Source organism: Pseudomonas sp. 05N36 (assembly GCF_056397385.1).
Map to the genome: position 1 here is coordinate 15607 of NZ_JBFTNH010000027.1, position 16818 is coordinate 32424.

Below are 16818 nucleotides of genomic sequence, written 5' to 3' on the forward strand. Positions count from 1 at the left end.
CAGCCTTGTGGGCTGCCACTCTGGTTATAGCCAAGACGCGGGTTGAAGCCCGCGCCTTAGCCTCTACGGGTACAGCAGTTCTACGGGTACAACAGCTGAATCACACGCCGCTTTGCAGCAGCATGTTACGGATGTGACCGATGGCCTTAGTCGGGTTCAGGCCTTTCGGACATACGTTGACGCAGTTCATGATCCCGCGGCAGCGGAATACGCTGAACGGGTCATCCAGCGAAGCCAGACGCTCGGAAGTCTTGGTGTCACGGCTGTCTGCCAGGAAGCGGTAGGCTTGCAGCAGAGCAGCTGGACCCAGGAACTTGTCCGGGTTCCACCAGAAGGACGGGCAAGAGGTCGAGCAGCAAGCGCACAGGATGCACTCGTACAGACCGTCGAGCTTTTCACGCTCTTCAGGAGTCTGCAGACGCTCGATGGCCGGAGCCGGCGTGTCGTTCTGCAGGAAAGGCTTAACCTTTTCATATTGCTTGTAGAAGATGCTCATATCGACGACCAGGTCACGGATAACCGGCAAACCTGGCAGAGGACGAACGATCAACTTGTTACCTTTGACGACGGCAGACAGCGGCGTGACGCAGGCCAGGCCGTTTTTGCCGTTGATGTTCATGCCGTCGGAACCGCAAACACCTTCACGGCAAGAGCGACGATAGGAGAAACCTTCGTCCTGCTCTTTGATCAGGGCCAGCACGTCCAGCACCATCAGGTCTTTACCACCGGTGTCGACCTGGAATTCCTGCATGAACGGCGCGGCGTCCTGATCAGGGTTGTAGCGATAAACACTGACTTGCAACATGGCGGCCACCCTTAATAAGTCCGAATCTTAGGTTCAAAAGTCGGAACAGTCTTCGGCGAGAAGTTCACGGCACGTTTGGTAACGCGCTTTTCACCCGGGAAGTACAGGGTGTGGCACAGCCAGTTTTCGTCGTCGCGATCTTCGTAGTCTTCACGGGCGTGAGCGCCGCGGGACTCTTTGCGGATTTCTGCAGCGATGGCAGTAGCTTCGGCCACTTCCAGCAGGTTTTGCAGTTCCAGCGCTTCGATACGAGCGGTGTTGAACGCCTGGCTCTTATCGTTGATCTTGACGTTGGCGATACGGCCACGCAGATCAGCCAGCTGAGCAATACCCTTCTGCATGTATTCGCCGGTACGGAATACACCGAAGTAGTTCTGCATGCAGCTTTGCAGCTCTTTACGCAGGGTAGCGACGTCTTCGCCTTCGGTACGCGAGTTCAGGCCATCGAGACGCGCCAGGGCTGCGTCGATGTCGGACTGGCGAGGGCGAGCGTAGTCGACGCCTTCTTTCAGGGTCTGCTCCAGGAACAGGCCGGCGGCACGGCCGAATACCACCAGGTCGAGCAGCGAGTTGCCGCCCAGACGGTTGGCACCGTGAACCGATACGCACGCCACTTCGCCTACCGCGAACAGGCCAGGAATGATCTGGTCCTTGCCGTCGGCGTCCTGAGTGATTGCCTGGCCATGAATGTTGGTGGCAACGCCGCCCATCATATAGTGGCAGGTTGGAACAACCGGGATCGGCGCTACGGCTGGATCGACGTGAGCGAAGGTCTTGGACAGTTCCATGATGCCTGGCAGACGGCTGTGCAGAACTTCTTCACCGAGGTGATCGAGTTTCAGCATCACGTGGTCGCCATCCGGACCGCAACCGTTGCCGGCGATGATTTCTTTAACCATCGAGCGAGCAACCACGTCACGACCAGCAAGGTCTTTGGCGTTCGGAGCATAACGCTCCATGAAACGCTCGCCGTGCTTGTTGATCAGGTAACCGCCTTCACCGCGGCAACCTTCGGTAACCAGTACACCGGCGCCGGCGATGCCGGTCGGGTGGAACTGCCACATTTCGATGTCTTGTACCGGCACGCCAGCACGCAGAGCCATGCCGACGCCGTCACCGGTGTTGATCAGGGCATTGGTGGTGGACGAGTAGATACGACCTGCACCGCCAGTCGCCAGAACGGTGGCGTTAGCGCGGACGTAGGAGGTTTCGCCGGTTTCGATGCAGATGACGATCATGCCGACAAAGGCACCGTCTTCGTTCTTCACCAGGTCGACGCCGTAGTATTCGTTGAGGAATACGGTGCCGGCCTTCAGGTTGGCCTGGTACAGAGTGTGCAACAGAGCGTGACCGGTACGGTCGGCAGCGGCGCACGTACGGGCAGCCTGGCCACCTTTACCGAAGTCTTTCGACTGACCGCCGAACGGACGCTGATAGATGCGACCCTGTTCGGTACGGGAGAACGGCAAGCCCATGTGCTCGAGCTCGAAGACCGCTTCCGGGCCTACGGAACACATGTATTCGATAGCGTCCTGGTCACCGATGTAGTCGGAACCCTTGACGGTATCGTACATGTGCCAGCGCCAGTCATCGTTCGGATCAGCGGACGCGATGGCGCAGGTGATGCCACCCTGGGCAGATACGGTGTGCGAACGAGTCGGGAAAACCTTGGTGACTACGGCAGTCTTGTGACCACCTTGTGCCAGTTGCAGCGCAGCGCGCATGCCAGCACCACCGCCGCCGATGATGATGGCGTCGAACGAAAGCGTATTTACTGAGTTAGACATGAATCAGATACCCCAGAGAATCTGCACACCCCAGACGAAGTAAGCGAACATCGCAACGCCGCATACTGCCTGGAAAAGGAAACGTACTGCAGTCGCGGACTTGCCCAGCGCCATCGGCGTCAGGTAGTCGGTCGCGATGGTCCACATGCCGACCCAGGCGTGAGCGCCAAGGGCAACCAGGGCCAACAGACTGAAGATGCGCATCCAGTTGTTTGCGAACAGCAAGTGCCATTGGGCGTAGCCAAGGCCAGGGTGCGCAACAAGGTATCCGATCAGGAAAATGAAATAAGCCGCGAGAACGACCGCAGACACACGCTGTGCCATCCAGTCATAGAGGCCCGAACGCGATAGGTTCGTAACGCTGGTTACCATATCCAAACTCCCGCCAGAACGATCAACACCACGGAAATGGCGATGATAATTTTCGAGCCCAGCTTGCCGCCTTCCAGCGTCTCACCGATGCCCATGTCCATGATCAGATGGCGTACACCGGCCACCATGTGATACAGCAAGGCGGACAGCAGGCCCCATGCTACGAACTTGGCCAGCGGACTGGTCAAGCATGCCTTCACCTCGGCAAAACCTTCCTCGGAACCCAGGGATTTGCTCAATGCATACAGCATGATGCCAAGGCCCAGGAAGAGGATGATGCCGGAAACACGGTGAAGAAACGACGTAACGCCGGTGATGGGGAGTTTGATGGTCCTTAGGTCTAGGTTTACAGGTCGTTGGCTTTTCACGGCTTTTTTTTCACACTGAAGAGCCCCTAACAATCAGGGCAAAGTTGTTGGGGAGTGCACTGGTCAGGTAACCACCACCCAGGGATGCGACCCCCAATAAAGCAGGCCCAAAAGCCCCTGGCGGTCGGTGGCCGAGTATAGACAGTTAGGCTACTAATGACAACGCGTTCACCTTCCCCTAATAGCTCATTGCGCAAGCGGGATAAAAGGCGTAAACGGCAGGCAATTTCGAGGAAAAAGTCCGGTTAAAGCCTTCTGGAGCAAGACTTTAGGCAAATTGACATTCGAATTTATCTCACTATAGTGGTGCGGGCCCTGCGTGGGGGGTCTGTCTGATGATTTCAAGCATAAATAGGAGGCCACATGGCTGACAAAAAAGCGCAGTTGATCATCGAGGGCGCAGCCCCCGTCGAGCTGCCCATTTTAACCGGCACCGTTGGTCCCGATGTAATCGACGTTCGGGGCCTGACGGCCACGGGCCGCTTCACTTTTGACCCGGGTTTCATGTCGACCGCCTCTTGCGAGTCGAAGATTACCTATATCGACGGCGACAACGGCATTTTGTTGCACCGCGGCTACCCGATCGAGCAACTCGCCGAGAAGTCGGACTATCTGGAAACCTGCTACCTGCTGCTCAACGGCGAATTGCCGACTGCAGAACAGAAGGCCCAGTTCGTCAGCACCGTCAAGAACCACACCATGGTTCATGAGCAACTGAAGACCTTCTTCAACGGCTTCCGCCGCGACGCCCACCCGATGGCCGTCATGTGCGGTGTAGTCGGCGCTCTTTCGGCTTTCTACCACGACTCCCTGGACATCAATAACCCGCAGCATCGCGAAATCTCCGCGATCCGTCTGGTTGCCAAGATGCCGACCCTGGCAGCGATGGTTTACAAGTACTCCATGGGTCAACCCATGATGTACCCGCGCAACGACCTGTCGTATGCGGAAAACTTCCTGCACATGATGTTCAACACCCCGTGCGAGATCAAACCGATCAGCCCGGTACTCGCCAAGGCCATGGACCGGATCTTCATCCTCCACGCCGACCACGAGCAGAACGCATCGACCTCCACCGTACGCCTGGCAGGTTCCTCGGGTGCCAACCCGTTCGCCTGTATCGCTGCCGGTATCGCTGCACTCTGGGGCCCGGCTCACGGCGGCGCCAACGAAGCCGTGCTGACCATGCTCGACGAAATTGGCGATGTGTCGAACATCGACAAGTTCATCGCCAAGGCCAAGGACAAGAACGATCCGTTCAAACTGATGGGCTTCGGTCACCGGGTTTACAAAAACCGCGACCCACGCGCTACAGTCATGAAAAAGACCTGCGACGAAGTGCTCAAGGAATTGGGTATTCAGAACGATCCGCAACTCGAACTGGCCATGCGCCTGGAAGAGATCGCCCTGACCGACCCGTACTTCATCGAACGCTCGCTGTACCCGAACGTCGACTTCTACTCGGGGATCATCCTCAAGGCGATCGGCATTCCAACCAGCATGTTCACCGTGATCTTCGCCCTGGCGCGGACCGTCGGCTGGATCTCCCACTGGAAAGAAATGCTCTCCAGCCCGTACAAGATTGGCCGCCCGCGCCAGCTGTACACCGGCTACGAGTCGCGTGACATCACTCGGCTTGAAGACCGCAAGTAAGACCTGTCTTGCGATAACGTCTTGGTTGCACCGGAAACGGCCTCTGCCTCTGATACAAGAGCAGAGGCCGTTTTTGTTTGCCCCGGATTCACCCCTGTAGCAGCTGCCGAGCCTGCGAGGCTGCGTTCGGCTGCGCAGCAGTCGCAAATCAGGCGCATCGTTTCTTCAGGGGCATCGTGCATGTAGGGATTACGGCCGCTACGCAGCCGAACGCAGCCTCGCAGGCTCGGCAGCTGCTACGAAGAGCGTACCCCTCATAAAAATGCCCCGATCTCTCGACCGGGGCATTTCTGTTTAACGCTACTTATATAGAGACGCTTATACAGCCCTATACGTTAGTGCGACACCGCCCCGCTCGCCCCCAACCCGGTCTGCGAACGAACGAATTGCGGGAAGAACAGCGCCCGCTCATTGTCAGCCGCTGCGGACTTGTCAGTGATGGAGAAGAACCAGATGCCGACAAAGGCAATGGCCATCGAGAACAGCGCCGGGTACTCATACGGGAAGATCGCCTTCTCGTGCCCCATGATCTGCACCCAAATGGTCGGGCCCAGCACCATCAGGCCCACCGCACTGACCAGCCCCATCCAGCCACCGACCATCGCACCGCGCGTGGTCAGCTTCTTCCAGTACATGGAAAGCAGCAGCACCGGGAAGTTGCAGCTGGCAGCGATCGAGAACGCCAGGCCCACCATGAACGCGATGTTCTGGCTTTCGAACAGGATGCCCAGAACAATCGCCAACACGCCCAAGGCAATCGTGGTGATCTTCGAAACGCGGATCTCATCCTTCTCGTTGGCCTTGCCCTTCTTGATCACGCTGGCGTACAGGTCGTGAGACACCGCCGTGGCCCCGGCCAGGGTCAGGCCGGCAACCACCGCCAGAATGGTGGCGAAGGCCACCGCCGAGATGAAGCCGAGGAAGATACTGCCGCCCACCGCATTGGCCAGGTGCACCGCCGCCATGTTGTTGCCGCCCAACAGCGCCCCCGTAGCGTCCTTGAAGGCCGGATTGGTGCTGACCAGCAGGATGGCGCCGAAGCCGATGATGAACGTCAGGATGTAGAAATAGCCGATGAAGCCGGTGGCATACAGCACGCTTTTGCGCGCTTCCTTGGCATCACTCACGGTGAAGAAACGCATCAGGATATGCGGCAGGCCAGCGGTACCGAACATCAACGCCAGGCCGAGGGAGAATGCCGAGATCGGGTCTTTCACCAGACCACCCGGGCTCATGATCGCCTCACCTTTGGGGTGAACCTTGACCGCCTCGGAGAACAGCGTATTGAAGTCGAAGTGAACGTGCTTCATTACCATCAGCGCCATGAACGACGCACCGGACAACAACAGCACGGCCTTGATGATCTGCACCCAGGTGGTCGCCAGCATGCCGCCGAACAACACATAGAGGCACATCAGGATCCCCACCAGAATCACCGCAACATGGTAATCCAGGCCGAACAGCAGCTGGATCAGCTTGCCGGCACCGACCATTTGCGCGATCAGGTAGAACGCCACCACCACCAGCGAACCGCAGGCGGACAAGGTGCGAATCTGGGTTTGCCCAAGGCGGTAGGACGCCACGTCGGCAAAGGTGTATTTGCCCAGGTTGCGCAGACGCTCGGCGATCAAAAACAGAATGATCGGCCAGCCCACCAGGAAGCCGATCGAGTAGATCAGGCCATCGTAGCCCGACGCGAACACCAGCGCGGAAATCCCCAGGAAGGACGCCGCCGACATGTAGTCACCGGCAATCGCCAGGCCGTTCTGCAAACCGGTGATCCTGCCACCCGCCGCGTAGTAGTCGGCAGCCGACTTGTTGCGCTTTGAGGCCCAGTAGGTGATGCACAGCGTTGCGCCGACGAACACCACGAACATCAGGATCGCCGACACGTTGAGCGGTTGTTTGTGCACTTCGCCGGTAAGCGCCTCGGCCGCCCAAACGGCCGGTGCGAAGGCGTTAATGCCTAAAGCTGCCAATAGACGCCGGATCATTGCTGAGCCTCCTTGAGAATCGCATTGTTCAGGTCGTCGAATTCGCCATTGGCGCGTCGTACGTAGATGGCCGTCAGGACGAAGGCCGAAACAATCAGCCCTACACCAATCGGTATGCCCCAGGTAATCGATGACTCAGGGCTGATCTTCGCCCCCAGTACATGCGGCCCATAAGCAATCAACAAGATGAAGCCCGAGTAAAGCCCAAGCATGATCGCCGAGAGAATCCAGGCGAACCGCTCTCGTTTACGAACCAGCTCCTTGAAGCGCGGGCTGTTTTGAATCGAGAGGTAAATGCTGTCGTTCATTGTTTTTATCCTCGCAGCACAGATTTTAGTTGGAACGTATCCACTCTATGCGGCTGCAGAACAGGTTCCAGACGACCTTAGTATTAGAACGACATGACGATTTCGCCAATTTTGAGCCGATAAAAAACAACGGTAATACACCGTTAACCTGCCTGAAACACAAAGGGCCGCTTGGCATAAATGCCAAACGGCCCTGGAAAGTACTGACTAGACGCGTCAGATCAAATTACTTGGTCCACTCGGCGACGCGCGCAGGGTGTTTGGCTACCCAGTCCTTCGCTGCCACTTCAGGTTTGGCACCATCCTGGATCGCCAGCATGACTTCGCCGATTTCGTCTTTCGACGCCCACTGGAAGTTCTTCAGGAACTTCGCAACTTCCGGCGCTTTGGTTGCCAGTTCTTTGCTACCGATGCTGTTTACGGTTTCAGCTGCGCCATAAACGCCTTTTGGATCTTCCAGGAAGCGCAGTTTCCACTTGGCGAACATCCAGTGAGGTACCCAACCGGTGACCGCGATGGATTCGTTTTTCTTCTCGGCACGGGTCAGCTCGGCAATCATGCCGGCACCGGAACTGGCCTTGAGGGTGTAGTTGCTCAGACCGTAGTCCTTGATCGCCTGATCGGTCTTGAGCATCACGCCTGAACCGGCGTCGATGCCGACGATACGACCTTTGAAGCTCTCGTCGGTTTTAAGATCCTCGATGGTCTTGGCCTTGACGTACTCCGGCACGATCAGACCGATTTTCGCATCCTTGAAGTTCGGGCCGTAATCGACGACCTGATCCTTGTTCTTCGCCCAGTATTCGCCATGGGTCACTGGCAGCCAGGCCGACAGCATTGCATCGAGTTTACCGGTGGCGACACCCTGCCACATGATCCCGGTGGCCACGGCTTGCAGTTTCACGTCATAGCCGAGCTTTTGCTTGATTACTTCCGCAGCCACGTTGGTGGTGGCGACGCTGTCCGACCAGCCATCGACATAACCGATCGTCACTGCCTTGCTTTCGGCGCTGGCCACAGTAGAGCTGATCGCCAGCACCAAAGCCGCACCTGCGCCCAAGAGTAGTCGCATCTTCATCGTTACTTCCCCGAAAGTGCTGCGCCCGACGGATGCCGAGCAGCGTCAATGTATTGTTATGGTGCCCAGCGCCCCCATCACGCCTCACCGCAAACCCGTTCGAACATCAGCGGAGTACTGACGAGTCGATAATCAACCTCGCGCCTGCGGCGACCTGCTCTGCCTGCGACCTCAAGGCATCGAGAAACGACATCAGAACGCCAGTAATCGCGCCCTGCAAAAATGCCCCTGCGAATCCCGCCTGAACTTTGCATGTCAAAACCATGCAGGTCACCAAGCACGGGGCAAATGCAGGTAAGATGCGCGGCTTTGTTCCCAGACGGCCTGACCATGCCCGCCACCTCGCGCTTCCCCCTCTCTGCTTATCTATTTGCCTGCCTGCTTGGCCTGTTTGCCCTTGGTGGTTACTGGTACGGGCTCGGTCAACCGGTGGTGCTGCCGGACGTGGCCAGCGCCACGCACAAATTGCAGTGCGCCTCGTACACACCGTTCGACAAGGACCAATCGCCGTTCGATCAGCCGTTCAAACTGCGCCCTGAACGCATGGACGCCGACCTCGCGTTGCTGGCAACCCGCTTCGAGTGCATTCGCACCTATTCGATGACCGGTCTCGAAGCGCTGCCGGACCTGGCGCGCAAGCATGGCCTGAAGCTGATGATCGGCGCCTGGGTCAACAGCAATCCGGTGGACACTGCCAAGGAAGTCGAACTGCTGATCGCCGAGGCCAACGCCAACCCGGACGTGGTCAGCTCAGTGATCGTAGGCAACGAAACCCTGCTGCGCAAGGAAGTCACCGGCGCGCAATTGGCCAAGCTGATCAACCACGTCAAGAGCCACGTCAAACAGCCGGTGACCTACGCCGATRTCTGGGAGTTCTGGCTCAAGCATCCTGAAGTCGCCCCGGCGGTGGACTTCCTGACCATCCACTTGCTGCCGTACTGGGAAGATGATCCGTCCAACATCGACGCCGCCCTGCAGCACGTTGCCGAGGTTCGGCAGATCTTCGGCAGCCGCTTCGCGCCCAAGGACGTGCTGATTGGCGAAACCGGCTGGCCGAGTGAAGGCCGTCAACGGGAAACCGCCGTACCGAGCCGCGTCAATGAAGCCAAATTCATTCGTGGTTTTGTGGCGATGGCCGAGCAGCAAGGCTGGCACTACAACCTGATCGAAGCCTTTGACCAACCGTGGAAACGCGCCAGTGAAGGAGCGGTCGGCGGTTACTGGGGGCTGTTCGATGCAAACCGTCAGGACAAGGGCGTACTGGCAGGCCCCGTCACCAACCTGCCGTTCTGGCCGCAATGGCTGGCAGTCGGTGGTCTGATCTTCCTCGGTACGTTGATGCTGGGCGGCCGCGTACGCAGTACCCGTGCAGCGTTGATGTTGCCGCTGCTCGGTGCAGTCGCTGCGTGCTCCATTGGCACCTGGGGTGAGCTGGCTCGCGCTACCAGCCGCTTTGCCGATGAGTGGATCTGGGCTGCGTTACTGACCGGTCTGAACTTCTTGGTACTGGCCCACGCGGCATTGTTCCTCAGCGCCAGAACCGGTTGGCGTGAACGCGCCTTCAATGCGCTGGAACGTCGCGCTGGCTGGCTGCTCGCTGCCGCCGGATTTGCTGGCGCAGTGATGATGCTGGGGCTGGTGTTTGAACCGCGCTATCGCAGTTTCCCAAGCGCCGCCCTGCTGCTGCCAGCGCTGGTCTATCTGATTCGTCCGGTCAATGCACCACGCCGGGAAATCGCGCTGCTGACCTTCATCATCGGCGCCAGCATTGCCCCACAGCTGTACCGTGAAGGCCTGTTCAACCAGCAAGCCTGGGGCTGGGCGCTGGTTTGCCTGCTGATGGTTGCCGCGTTGTGGCGCAGCTTGCGGGTTCGCAACATTTAATTTGTATAGAGCACCTATCGGTGCTATCGCGAGCAGGCTCGCTCCCACAGGTTTGTGCAATCCATGTGGGAGCGAGCCTGCTCGCGATGACGGTCTATCAGGCTGCGCGTGGCGCCCGCACCAACCGCAACCCCGCAATCACCACGGCAAATACCGCAATGCCGGTGTTGTACAACGCCAATGCCGGAAACCCGAACACCAGCGACAGCACCGCCAGCCACCAACCCGCCCGCCCCGGCACCACAAAGCCGAGCACCGCTGCCACCAATGCAGCCCCGCCCATCACCTTGAAATGAATCAGCAAGCCAAGGGTCGAGCGCGCCTGGCATTCCCAACGGCTTGCCTCATCAACGCAGAGACCCACCCACTGGGCGTCCTCCATCAGGACATAACGCAGGCCATAACTGGCGGCCAGCCACAGCGGCAAGGCGATAAGCAGAATAATGACGGGCAGACGGCGGGACATGAAGCACTCCGATAAACGAAAACGGCGCCCAGCTTAATCGCCCGCCAGCCGTAAGCAAGCGAGACCATCAGAAATCTGTTCAGCCAACCGCTGCAAAGTGTATCGTTCAGCCGCTATTGATCCGAATTCAGCCTCTTTAGTGCCGCCGCATGGCACTTTGGCGTAACACCGGTGGTCATAGCCTGCGAACCTCATCAGGCACCTTCCTCTAAGGGATTTAGTCATGCTCCGTTCCTTGCGCTTTGCTGCCTTGATAGGCGGCGTTATTTTGAGTGCGTCCGCACTGGCGGCGGACATCGACGCCGTCAGTTATGGCTACCCCTTGACCAACCCGTTCGAGGCGACCATCGCCACGACCCCGCCGGAGTTGCGTCCCGAGTTGCCGTCCGATGACGCGATCCATCAATCCGACTACACCCTGAAGCTGCGCCCGGAACGCGAGTTCGACCTGCCGGACAATTTCTGGCCAGTGAAAAAGCTCACCTATCGCATGGCCACGCAGGATCACGCCGCACCGCTGATTTTCCTGATTTCCGGCACCGGCGCACGCTTCGACAGCAGCATTAACGAATACCTGAAAAAGCTCTATTACAAGGCCGGTTATCACGTCGTACAGCTGTCCTCACCGACCAGTTTCGACTTCATGAGCGCCGCTTCCCGCTTCGCCACCCCTGGCGTGTCCAAGGAAGACGCCGAGGACATGTACCGCGTGATGCAAGCGGTGCGTGCGCAAAACCCGAAGCTGCCGATCACCGACTACTACCTCACCGGCTACAGCCTGGGCGGACTGGATGCGGCATTTGTCAGCAAGCTGGATGAAACCCGACGCAGCTTCAACTTCAAGAAAGTCTTGCTGCTCAACCCTCCGGTCAACCTCTACACCTCTGTCACCAACCTCGACAAGCTTGTACAAACGGAGGTCAAGGGCATCAACAACAGCACCACGTTCTATGAACTGATGCTCAACAAGCTGACGCGCTACTTCCAGCAAAAAGGCTACATCGACCTCAACGACGCGCTGGTCTACGACTTCCAGCAATCGAAACAGCACCTGAGCAACGAACAGATGGCCATGCTGATCGGCACCTCGTTCCGCTTTTCGGCTGCCGACATCACCTTCACCTCGGACCTGATCAACCGACGCGGCCTGATCACCCCGCCCAGGTTTCCGATCACCGAAGGCACCAGCCTCACGCCGTTTCTCAAGCGTGCACTGCAATGTGATTTCGACTGCTACCTCACCGAGCAGGTGATCCCGATGTGGCGCGCCCGGACCGATGGCGGCAGCATCTTGCAGCTGATTGACCAGGTCAGCCTCTACGCGCTCAAGGACTACCTGCACGACAGCCCGAAAATTGCCGTGATGCACAACGCCGACGATATGATCCTCGGCCCGGGCGACCTCGGTTTCTTGCGTAAAACCTTCGGCGATCGCCTGACGGTTTACCCTCACGGCGGCCATTGCGGCAACCTCAACTACCGCGTCAACGCCGACGCCATGCTGGAGTTCTTCCGTGGCTAAACACCTCCTTCTGCTCGCTGCACTGCTTGGCGCAGTCGGCTATGCCCATGCCGACAACAGCAAGGCCAACTCCACGACGGTGGTTGATCAGGACGGTTTCACCGAGCCCATGACCAAACTCAAGTTCAACCCGGGGCTGGACCAGCGTGAATTCGAACGCTCGACCCTGAATGCGCTGAGTGTCTATGACCCGCTGGAGTCGTGGAACCGTCGGGTCTACCACTTCAACTACCGCTTCGACCAATGGGTGTTCCTGCCGGTGGTCGACGGTTATCGCTACATCACCCCAAGCTTCCTGCGCACGGGCGTCAGCAACTTTTTCAACAACCTGGGTGACGTGCCCAATCTGCTGAACAGCCTGCTGCAGTTCAAGGGCCAGCGTTCGCTGGACATCACCGGGCGACTGCTGCTCAACACGACCCTCGGCATCGGCGGCCTGTGGGACCCGGCCACCGCCATGGGCCTGCCGCGCCAGGTCGAAGACTTCGGCCAGACGCTGGGCTTCTACGGGGTTCCGGGCGGCGCTTACTTCGTACTGCCAATCCTCGGCCCTTCGAACCTGCGTGATACCGCAGGCCTCGCGGTCGACTATACGGCGGAGTCGGCGATCAACTACCTGAACGTGTCGAAAGTCAGCGAAAACCACCCGGAAATCTGGGTCCTGCGCAGCATCGACAAGCGCTATCAGACCAACTTCCGCTACGGCCAGCTGAACTCGCCGTTCGAGTACGAGAAGGTGCGTTACGTGTACACCGAAGCGCGCAAGTTGCAGATTGCCGAGTAATTTATCGGCACCCAAAAAAAGACCATTCAACTCGAATCGAATGGTCTTTTTTTCAGTGTCATCCTTACGTCGACCACCGATTAGTTCTCAACGCCTTTAATACACTGCCATTAGTAAGATAAACGTGCGTTCCACTCGCATTCACCTTCACCGACTTCGGCTCCCCACCAACAGTAATCTCAGTGACCACCTTATAGTTATTTTTTACATCCACCACTGTCATTTTTGCACCGTTCGTCCTAAGTATAAACGCGAGTGAGTCATCCGGAGTCAAGGCAGCAGCAGCGGCCGCCCCTTTAAATTCAGCAATAACTTTCTTATTGACGAGATCATACACCTGAACCCAGTCATTTTCAGGACTACTCAAATAGAGATGAGAGCCGTCCGAATTGAGTGCCAATACGTTCCCGCCACGAAAAACGTTAACGCGTACATCACTCCACTCACGCAGGTTCAGAGCATAAATAAAATCGCCGTCGCTTACACTGGCATGCTTGCCATCCCCACTGAGGGCACTGCTATGGGGCGCGAGACTGATAGAGAGAGTTTGTTTAATATGTGGATTACCGCCCAAATCAAGCTCCACAAAGTCACGCCCAAACATTGCATACGCACTTAAAGGTTTCAGATTCGATAGCATTTGGTATACACGCAGAGGTACTTCCCTCACTTGCCTCCAATCGGAAGTAGACAACTCCAAGATTACGTCCCGGTCTACAAAATCAATATAGACTCTCGAATCATCTGAACTAAAGACAACACTGCGCGCTCGCCCCTGCACACCCAACCTCTTAGTAACGAGACCATCAGCGGCGTTTACTATTACCACTTCCCCTGATGCAGGAACACATACCGCAATAACCCTGCCGTTTGAACTGACAGCGAGATTCTGCCCTCCAGCGAGATCAATCGTCCCATCAAAGTCACTAGACATAAAAACGCTCCATTATCTAAAAGTCCGAATTGGACGTCGCACACGCGTCAATCAGACCTCTATTACTGAGCACTGCCTACTGTCATAAATACCAGTCACGACAAACGGTAAACACAAGAATGCCAACCGTGAAAGCTGTCGATCACCCGAGTAGTTCATCGGCCAAAAAAAAAAGACCATTCGAATCGAATCGAATGGTCTTTTTATAGGTATCTCAAACACCACAAATCCACTGTGCGAGCTTGCTCGCGATAGCGCTCTAACCGTCAACATTGATGCTGAATGTTATGGCCTCATCGCGAGCAGGCTCGCTCCCACATTTGATCTGCATTGCCTTTGGACAGTGTCCAGGCCTCAGCCTTTTACTGCTTTCCAGATTTTGCTGACGACCATCACACCCGCCAACACCACCGCCCCCGCAACAATCCCTGCCGCCGCGTTGAGCAAGCCCGGCACGATCCACGACAAGCCGCCGACGCTCTGACTGACGCCTTCAATCCAGTGATGCACCACCGGCACGCCATGAGTGAGAATCCCGCCGCCGACCAGGAACATCGCCGCCGTACCGATCACCGAGAGGCTTTTCATCATGTACGGCGCGGCGCGCAGGATCGCGCCGCCGACGCTTTTGGCCATTTGCCCGGGCTTGCGGGTCAGCCACAGGCCAAGGTCGTCGAGTTTGACGATACCCGCCACCAGGCCATAAACGCCGGCGGTCATGACGATCGCGATGCCTGACACCACGATCACTTGCTGCATCAGCGTTGCACCGGCCACGGTGCCGAGGGTGATGGCGATGATTTCAGCCGAAAGAATGAAGTCGGTGCGCACCGCGCCTTTGATCTTGTCCTGCTCGTACGCCACCAGGTCTGTCGCCGGATCAGCGACGGCTTCGACCAACTGCGCATGTTCCGCCTGATCTTCAGCCTTGCTGTGCAAAAACGAGTGGGCAAGCTTTTCAAAGCCCTCGAAACACAAGTAGGCGCCACCGACCATCAACAACGGCGTGACCAGCCAAGGAATGAATGCACTGATCGCCAGCGCCGATGGCACCAGGATCAGTTTGTTGCGAAACGAGCCCTTGGCCACGGCCCAGACCACCGGAATTTCCCGCTCGGCGCGGACACCGGATACCTGCTGGGCGTTGAGCGCCAAATCGTCGCCGAGTACGCCGGCGGTCTTCTTCGCGGCCATCTTGGTCATCAGCGCGACGTCGTCGAGTACGGCGGCGATATCGTCGATCAACACCAGCAAACTGCTTCCAGCCATGGGTAAAGCTTCCCTACACAAATAAAAAGTGCGCGGAGCATAACGCGCCCGGCGCGGGGGAAGCGAGACACCTCAATGATCGGTTTGAGCTGTCGACTGCACCTGCCAGCCTCCGCCCAGGCTCTGGAACAACGCGACACTGCCCTGACTCAGCAAACCTTGGGTATCGCGCAGGTTCTGCTCGGCTTGCAGCAGGACCAACTGCTGGGTCAGCACCGTTTGCTGACTGACAGTGCCCGCGCGCTTTTGCGCCTCCTGGCTGCCGAACAATTGCCGGTTGCGCTGGTAGATCTGCTCGAAGGCCTGGGCCTGGGTGTGCAGGTGATTGATCGCCGAGAGGTTGTCTTCAACGTTTTGCAACGCATTGAGCACCGTACCGCGATAGTTCGCGACATCCTGATCGTAACTGGCCCGGGCCTGCTGCGCCGCGGCTTCCCGGGCACCGCCCTCGAAAAGGGTTTCGGCCAGCGCCGGGCCGAGGGTCCAGACCCGGTTCGGTACGCTGAACAGGCCACCCAGCGCCGTACCGCGATAGCCGACCTGACCGGTCAAATTCAGCGTCGGGAAAAACGCCGCCTCGGCCACGCCGATCTTCGCATTCGCCGCCGCGGCCGCACGCTCGGCAGACACTACATCGGGACGGCGCTGCAACAGGCTCGACGGCAGGCTCAGCGGCGGCATGGGCAGCACGAAGCGATAGTTCGCCGTCGGCGGCAGATTGAATTGCGCCGGCGCCACGCCCACCAACACGGCCAGCGCATGTTCGAACTGCTCACGCGAACGCTGTGCGGTTTGCAAGGCCGCGACCACGCTGGTCAGTTGATCCTGGGCCACCAGCAATTGATCGTTGGTCGCGGTGCCTTGCACGGTCTGCACCTGAATCATCGTCAGCAACTGCTGATTGATCGCCTGCTGCTGTTGCAACAAGCCGACGTCAATGTCCAGTTGGCGCAAGCCCAGGTAGTTACTGGCGACACTGGCGCTGATGGACAGGCGCACACCTGCCAGCAGCGCATCGGAAGCCTGGGCCGACGCCTGGCTCGACTCGATGCCGCGCCGCACCAGGCCCCACAGATCCGGCTCCCAGCTGGCACTCAACGTGGCACTGACCGTTTGCACGACACCGCCAGCACTGCTGCCAGATGAAGTATTCGTGCCCGTGCCGTTACTGCTACTGCCGCCTGCGCCAACACCTCGCGATCCGGACAACCCGACGCCCACCGTTGGCCACAACCCGGCGCGGCTCGACGCCACCTGGGCCTGCGCCAATCGATAGGCAGCCTCAGCGGCGATGATCGACTGGTTGGCCCTGGCTGAACGCGCAATCAAATCGTTGAGGATCGGATCCTGATATGAAAGCCACCACTGGCTGTCCAACGCGCCCTGCGGATTGGCCTGCGCACGCTGCCATTGCGCGCCCTCCTTGAAGCTCATCGGCAATTCGATAGCCGGCTTTTGATAGTCCGGGCCGACCATGCAACCGCCAAGTACCACCCAAAGCATCACGCCGCTGACCTGTAGCAGCTGGCGAAGCCTGCGTTCGATCGCGCAGCGGTCGCCAAAAGGCTCACGGCGACTTCGTCCCCGAACGCAG

The 16818-nt window shown here is 58.3% G+C and carries 15 protein-coding genes; 4 read left to right on the plus strand and 11 right to left on the minus strand.

The window, feature by feature from the left end; translation table 11 throughout:
* Positions 1–100: 100 nt before the first annotated feature.
* Genes AC1DIH_RS25745 through sdhC form a run of 4 tightly spaced genes read right to left on the minus strand, consistent with a single transcriptional unit; the run spans position 101 to position 3332 of the window.
* On the minus strand, positions 101–805 hold the full coding sequence (locus tag AC1DIH_RS25745) for a succinate dehydrogenase iron-sulfur subunit (protein ID WP_019692321.1): 705 nt from the start codon (positions 803–805) through the stop codon (positions 101–103).
* Between the two features lie 11 nt (positions 806–816).
* Complete coding sequence (gene sdhA, locus AC1DIH_RS25750) at positions 817–2592, minus strand: succinate dehydrogenase flavoprotein subunit (RefSeq protein WP_427547163.1); 1776 nt, start codon at positions 2590–2592, stop codon at positions 817–819.
* 3 nt (positions 2593–2595) lie between these two features.
* A complete protein-coding gene (sdhD, locus tag AC1DIH_RS25755) occupies positions 2596–2964 on the minus strand; it encodes a succinate dehydrogenase, hydrophobic membrane anchor protein (RefSeq protein WP_019692323.1) in 369 nt (122 codons plus the stop codon).
* Positions 2958–3332 carry a succinate dehydrogenase, cytochrome b556 subunit gene (gene sdhC / locus AC1DIH_RS25760; RefSeq protein ID WP_081013689.1) on the minus strand — a complete coding sequence of 125 codons (375 nt, stop codon included), beginning with the start codon at positions 3330–3332 and terminating at the stop codon, positions 2958–2960. The genes sdhD and sdhC overlap by 7 nt, the downstream gene beginning before the upstream one ends.
* A gap of 363 nt (positions 3333–3695) precedes the next feature.
* Here sdhC and gltA point away from each other — a divergent pair, with 363 nt between their 5' ends.
* Positions 3696–4985 (plus strand): citrate synthase, encoded by a 1290-nt coding sequence (gene gltA / locus AC1DIH_RS25765; RefSeq protein WP_019692325.1) that lies wholly within the window; start codon positions 3696–3698, stop codon positions 4983–4985.
* Between the two features lie 335 nt (positions 4986–5320).
* Here gltA and AC1DIH_RS25770 read toward each other — a convergent pair whose 3' ends face one another.
* From AC1DIH_RS25770 to AC1DIH_RS25780, 3 genes are all read right to left on the minus strand, one after another.
* Positions 5321–6979, minus strand: a complete 1659-nt coding sequence (locus AC1DIH_RS25770) for a cation acetate symporter (protein ID WP_477773768.1) — start codon at positions 6977–6979, stop codon at positions 5321–5323.
* Positions 6976–7287, minus strand: a complete 312-nt coding sequence (locus tag AC1DIH_RS25775; protein WP_123585369.1) for a DUF485 domain-containing protein — start codon at positions 7285–7287, stop codon at positions 6976–6978. The genes AC1DIH_RS25770 and AC1DIH_RS25775 overlap by 4 nt, the downstream gene beginning before the upstream one ends.
* Before the next feature lie 226 nt (positions 7288–7513).
* Complete coding sequence (locus tag AC1DIH_RS25780) at positions 7514–8365, minus strand: glycine betaine ABC transporter substrate-binding protein (RefSeq protein WP_477773769.1); 852 nt, start codon at positions 8363–8365, stop codon at positions 7514–7516.
* 288 nt (positions 8366–8653) lie between these two features.
* Between AC1DIH_RS25780 and AC1DIH_RS25785 the strand changes: the two genes are divergently transcribed.
* The gene (locus AC1DIH_RS25785; RefSeq protein WP_477773770.1) at positions 8654–10249 is read left to right on the plus strand and encodes a glycoside hydrolase family 17 protein; all 1596 of its coding nucleotides are present in this window, start codon (positions 8654–8656) and stop codon (positions 10247–10249) included.
* Between the two features lie 97 nt (positions 10250–10346).
* On the opposite strand, the gene AC1DIH_RS25790 is transcribed toward AC1DIH_RS25785, so the two are convergent.
* Positions 10347–10715: a hypothetical protein gene (locus AC1DIH_RS25790; RefSeq protein WP_477773771.1), complete on the minus strand. Its 369-nt coding sequence runs from the start codon at positions 10713–10715 to the stop codon at positions 10347–10349.
* Positions 10716–10938: 223 nt separating this feature from the next.
* Between AC1DIH_RS25790 and AC1DIH_RS25795 the strand changes: the two genes are divergently transcribed.
* Positions 10939–12237: a serine/threonine protein kinase gene (locus AC1DIH_RS25795; protein ID WP_477773772.1), complete on the plus strand. Its 1299-nt coding sequence runs from the start codon at positions 10939–10941 to the stop codon at positions 12235–12237.
* Positions 12230–13021, plus strand: a complete 792-nt coding sequence (locus tag AC1DIH_RS25800) for an MlaA family lipoprotein (RefSeq protein ID WP_477773773.1) — start codon at positions 12230–12232, stop codon at positions 13019–13021. The genes AC1DIH_RS25795 and AC1DIH_RS25800 overlap by 8 nt, the downstream gene beginning before the upstream one ends.
* Positions 13022–13085: 64 nt before the next feature.
* Here the strand turns inward: AC1DIH_RS25800 and AC1DIH_RS25805 are convergent, their stop codons facing one another.
* From AC1DIH_RS25805 to AC1DIH_RS25815, 3 genes are all read right to left on the minus strand, one after another.
* Complete coding sequence (locus AC1DIH_RS25805) at positions 13086–13955, minus strand: YncE family protein (protein WP_477773774.1); 870 nt, start codon at positions 13953–13955, stop codon at positions 13086–13088.
* 354 nt (positions 13956–14309) lie between these two features.
* On the minus strand, positions 14310–15224 hold the full coding sequence (locus tag AC1DIH_RS25810) for a DUF808 domain-containing protein (protein WP_477773775.1): 915 nt from the start codon (positions 15222–15224) through the stop codon (positions 14310–14312).
* Between the two features lie 72 nt (positions 15225–15296).
* Positions 15297–16727 (minus strand): efflux transporter outer membrane subunit, encoded by a 1431-nt coding sequence (locus AC1DIH_RS25815; RefSeq protein ID WP_477773799.1) that lies wholly within the window; start codon positions 16725–16727, stop codon positions 15297–15299.
* Positions 16728–16818: the final 91 nt, after the last annotated feature.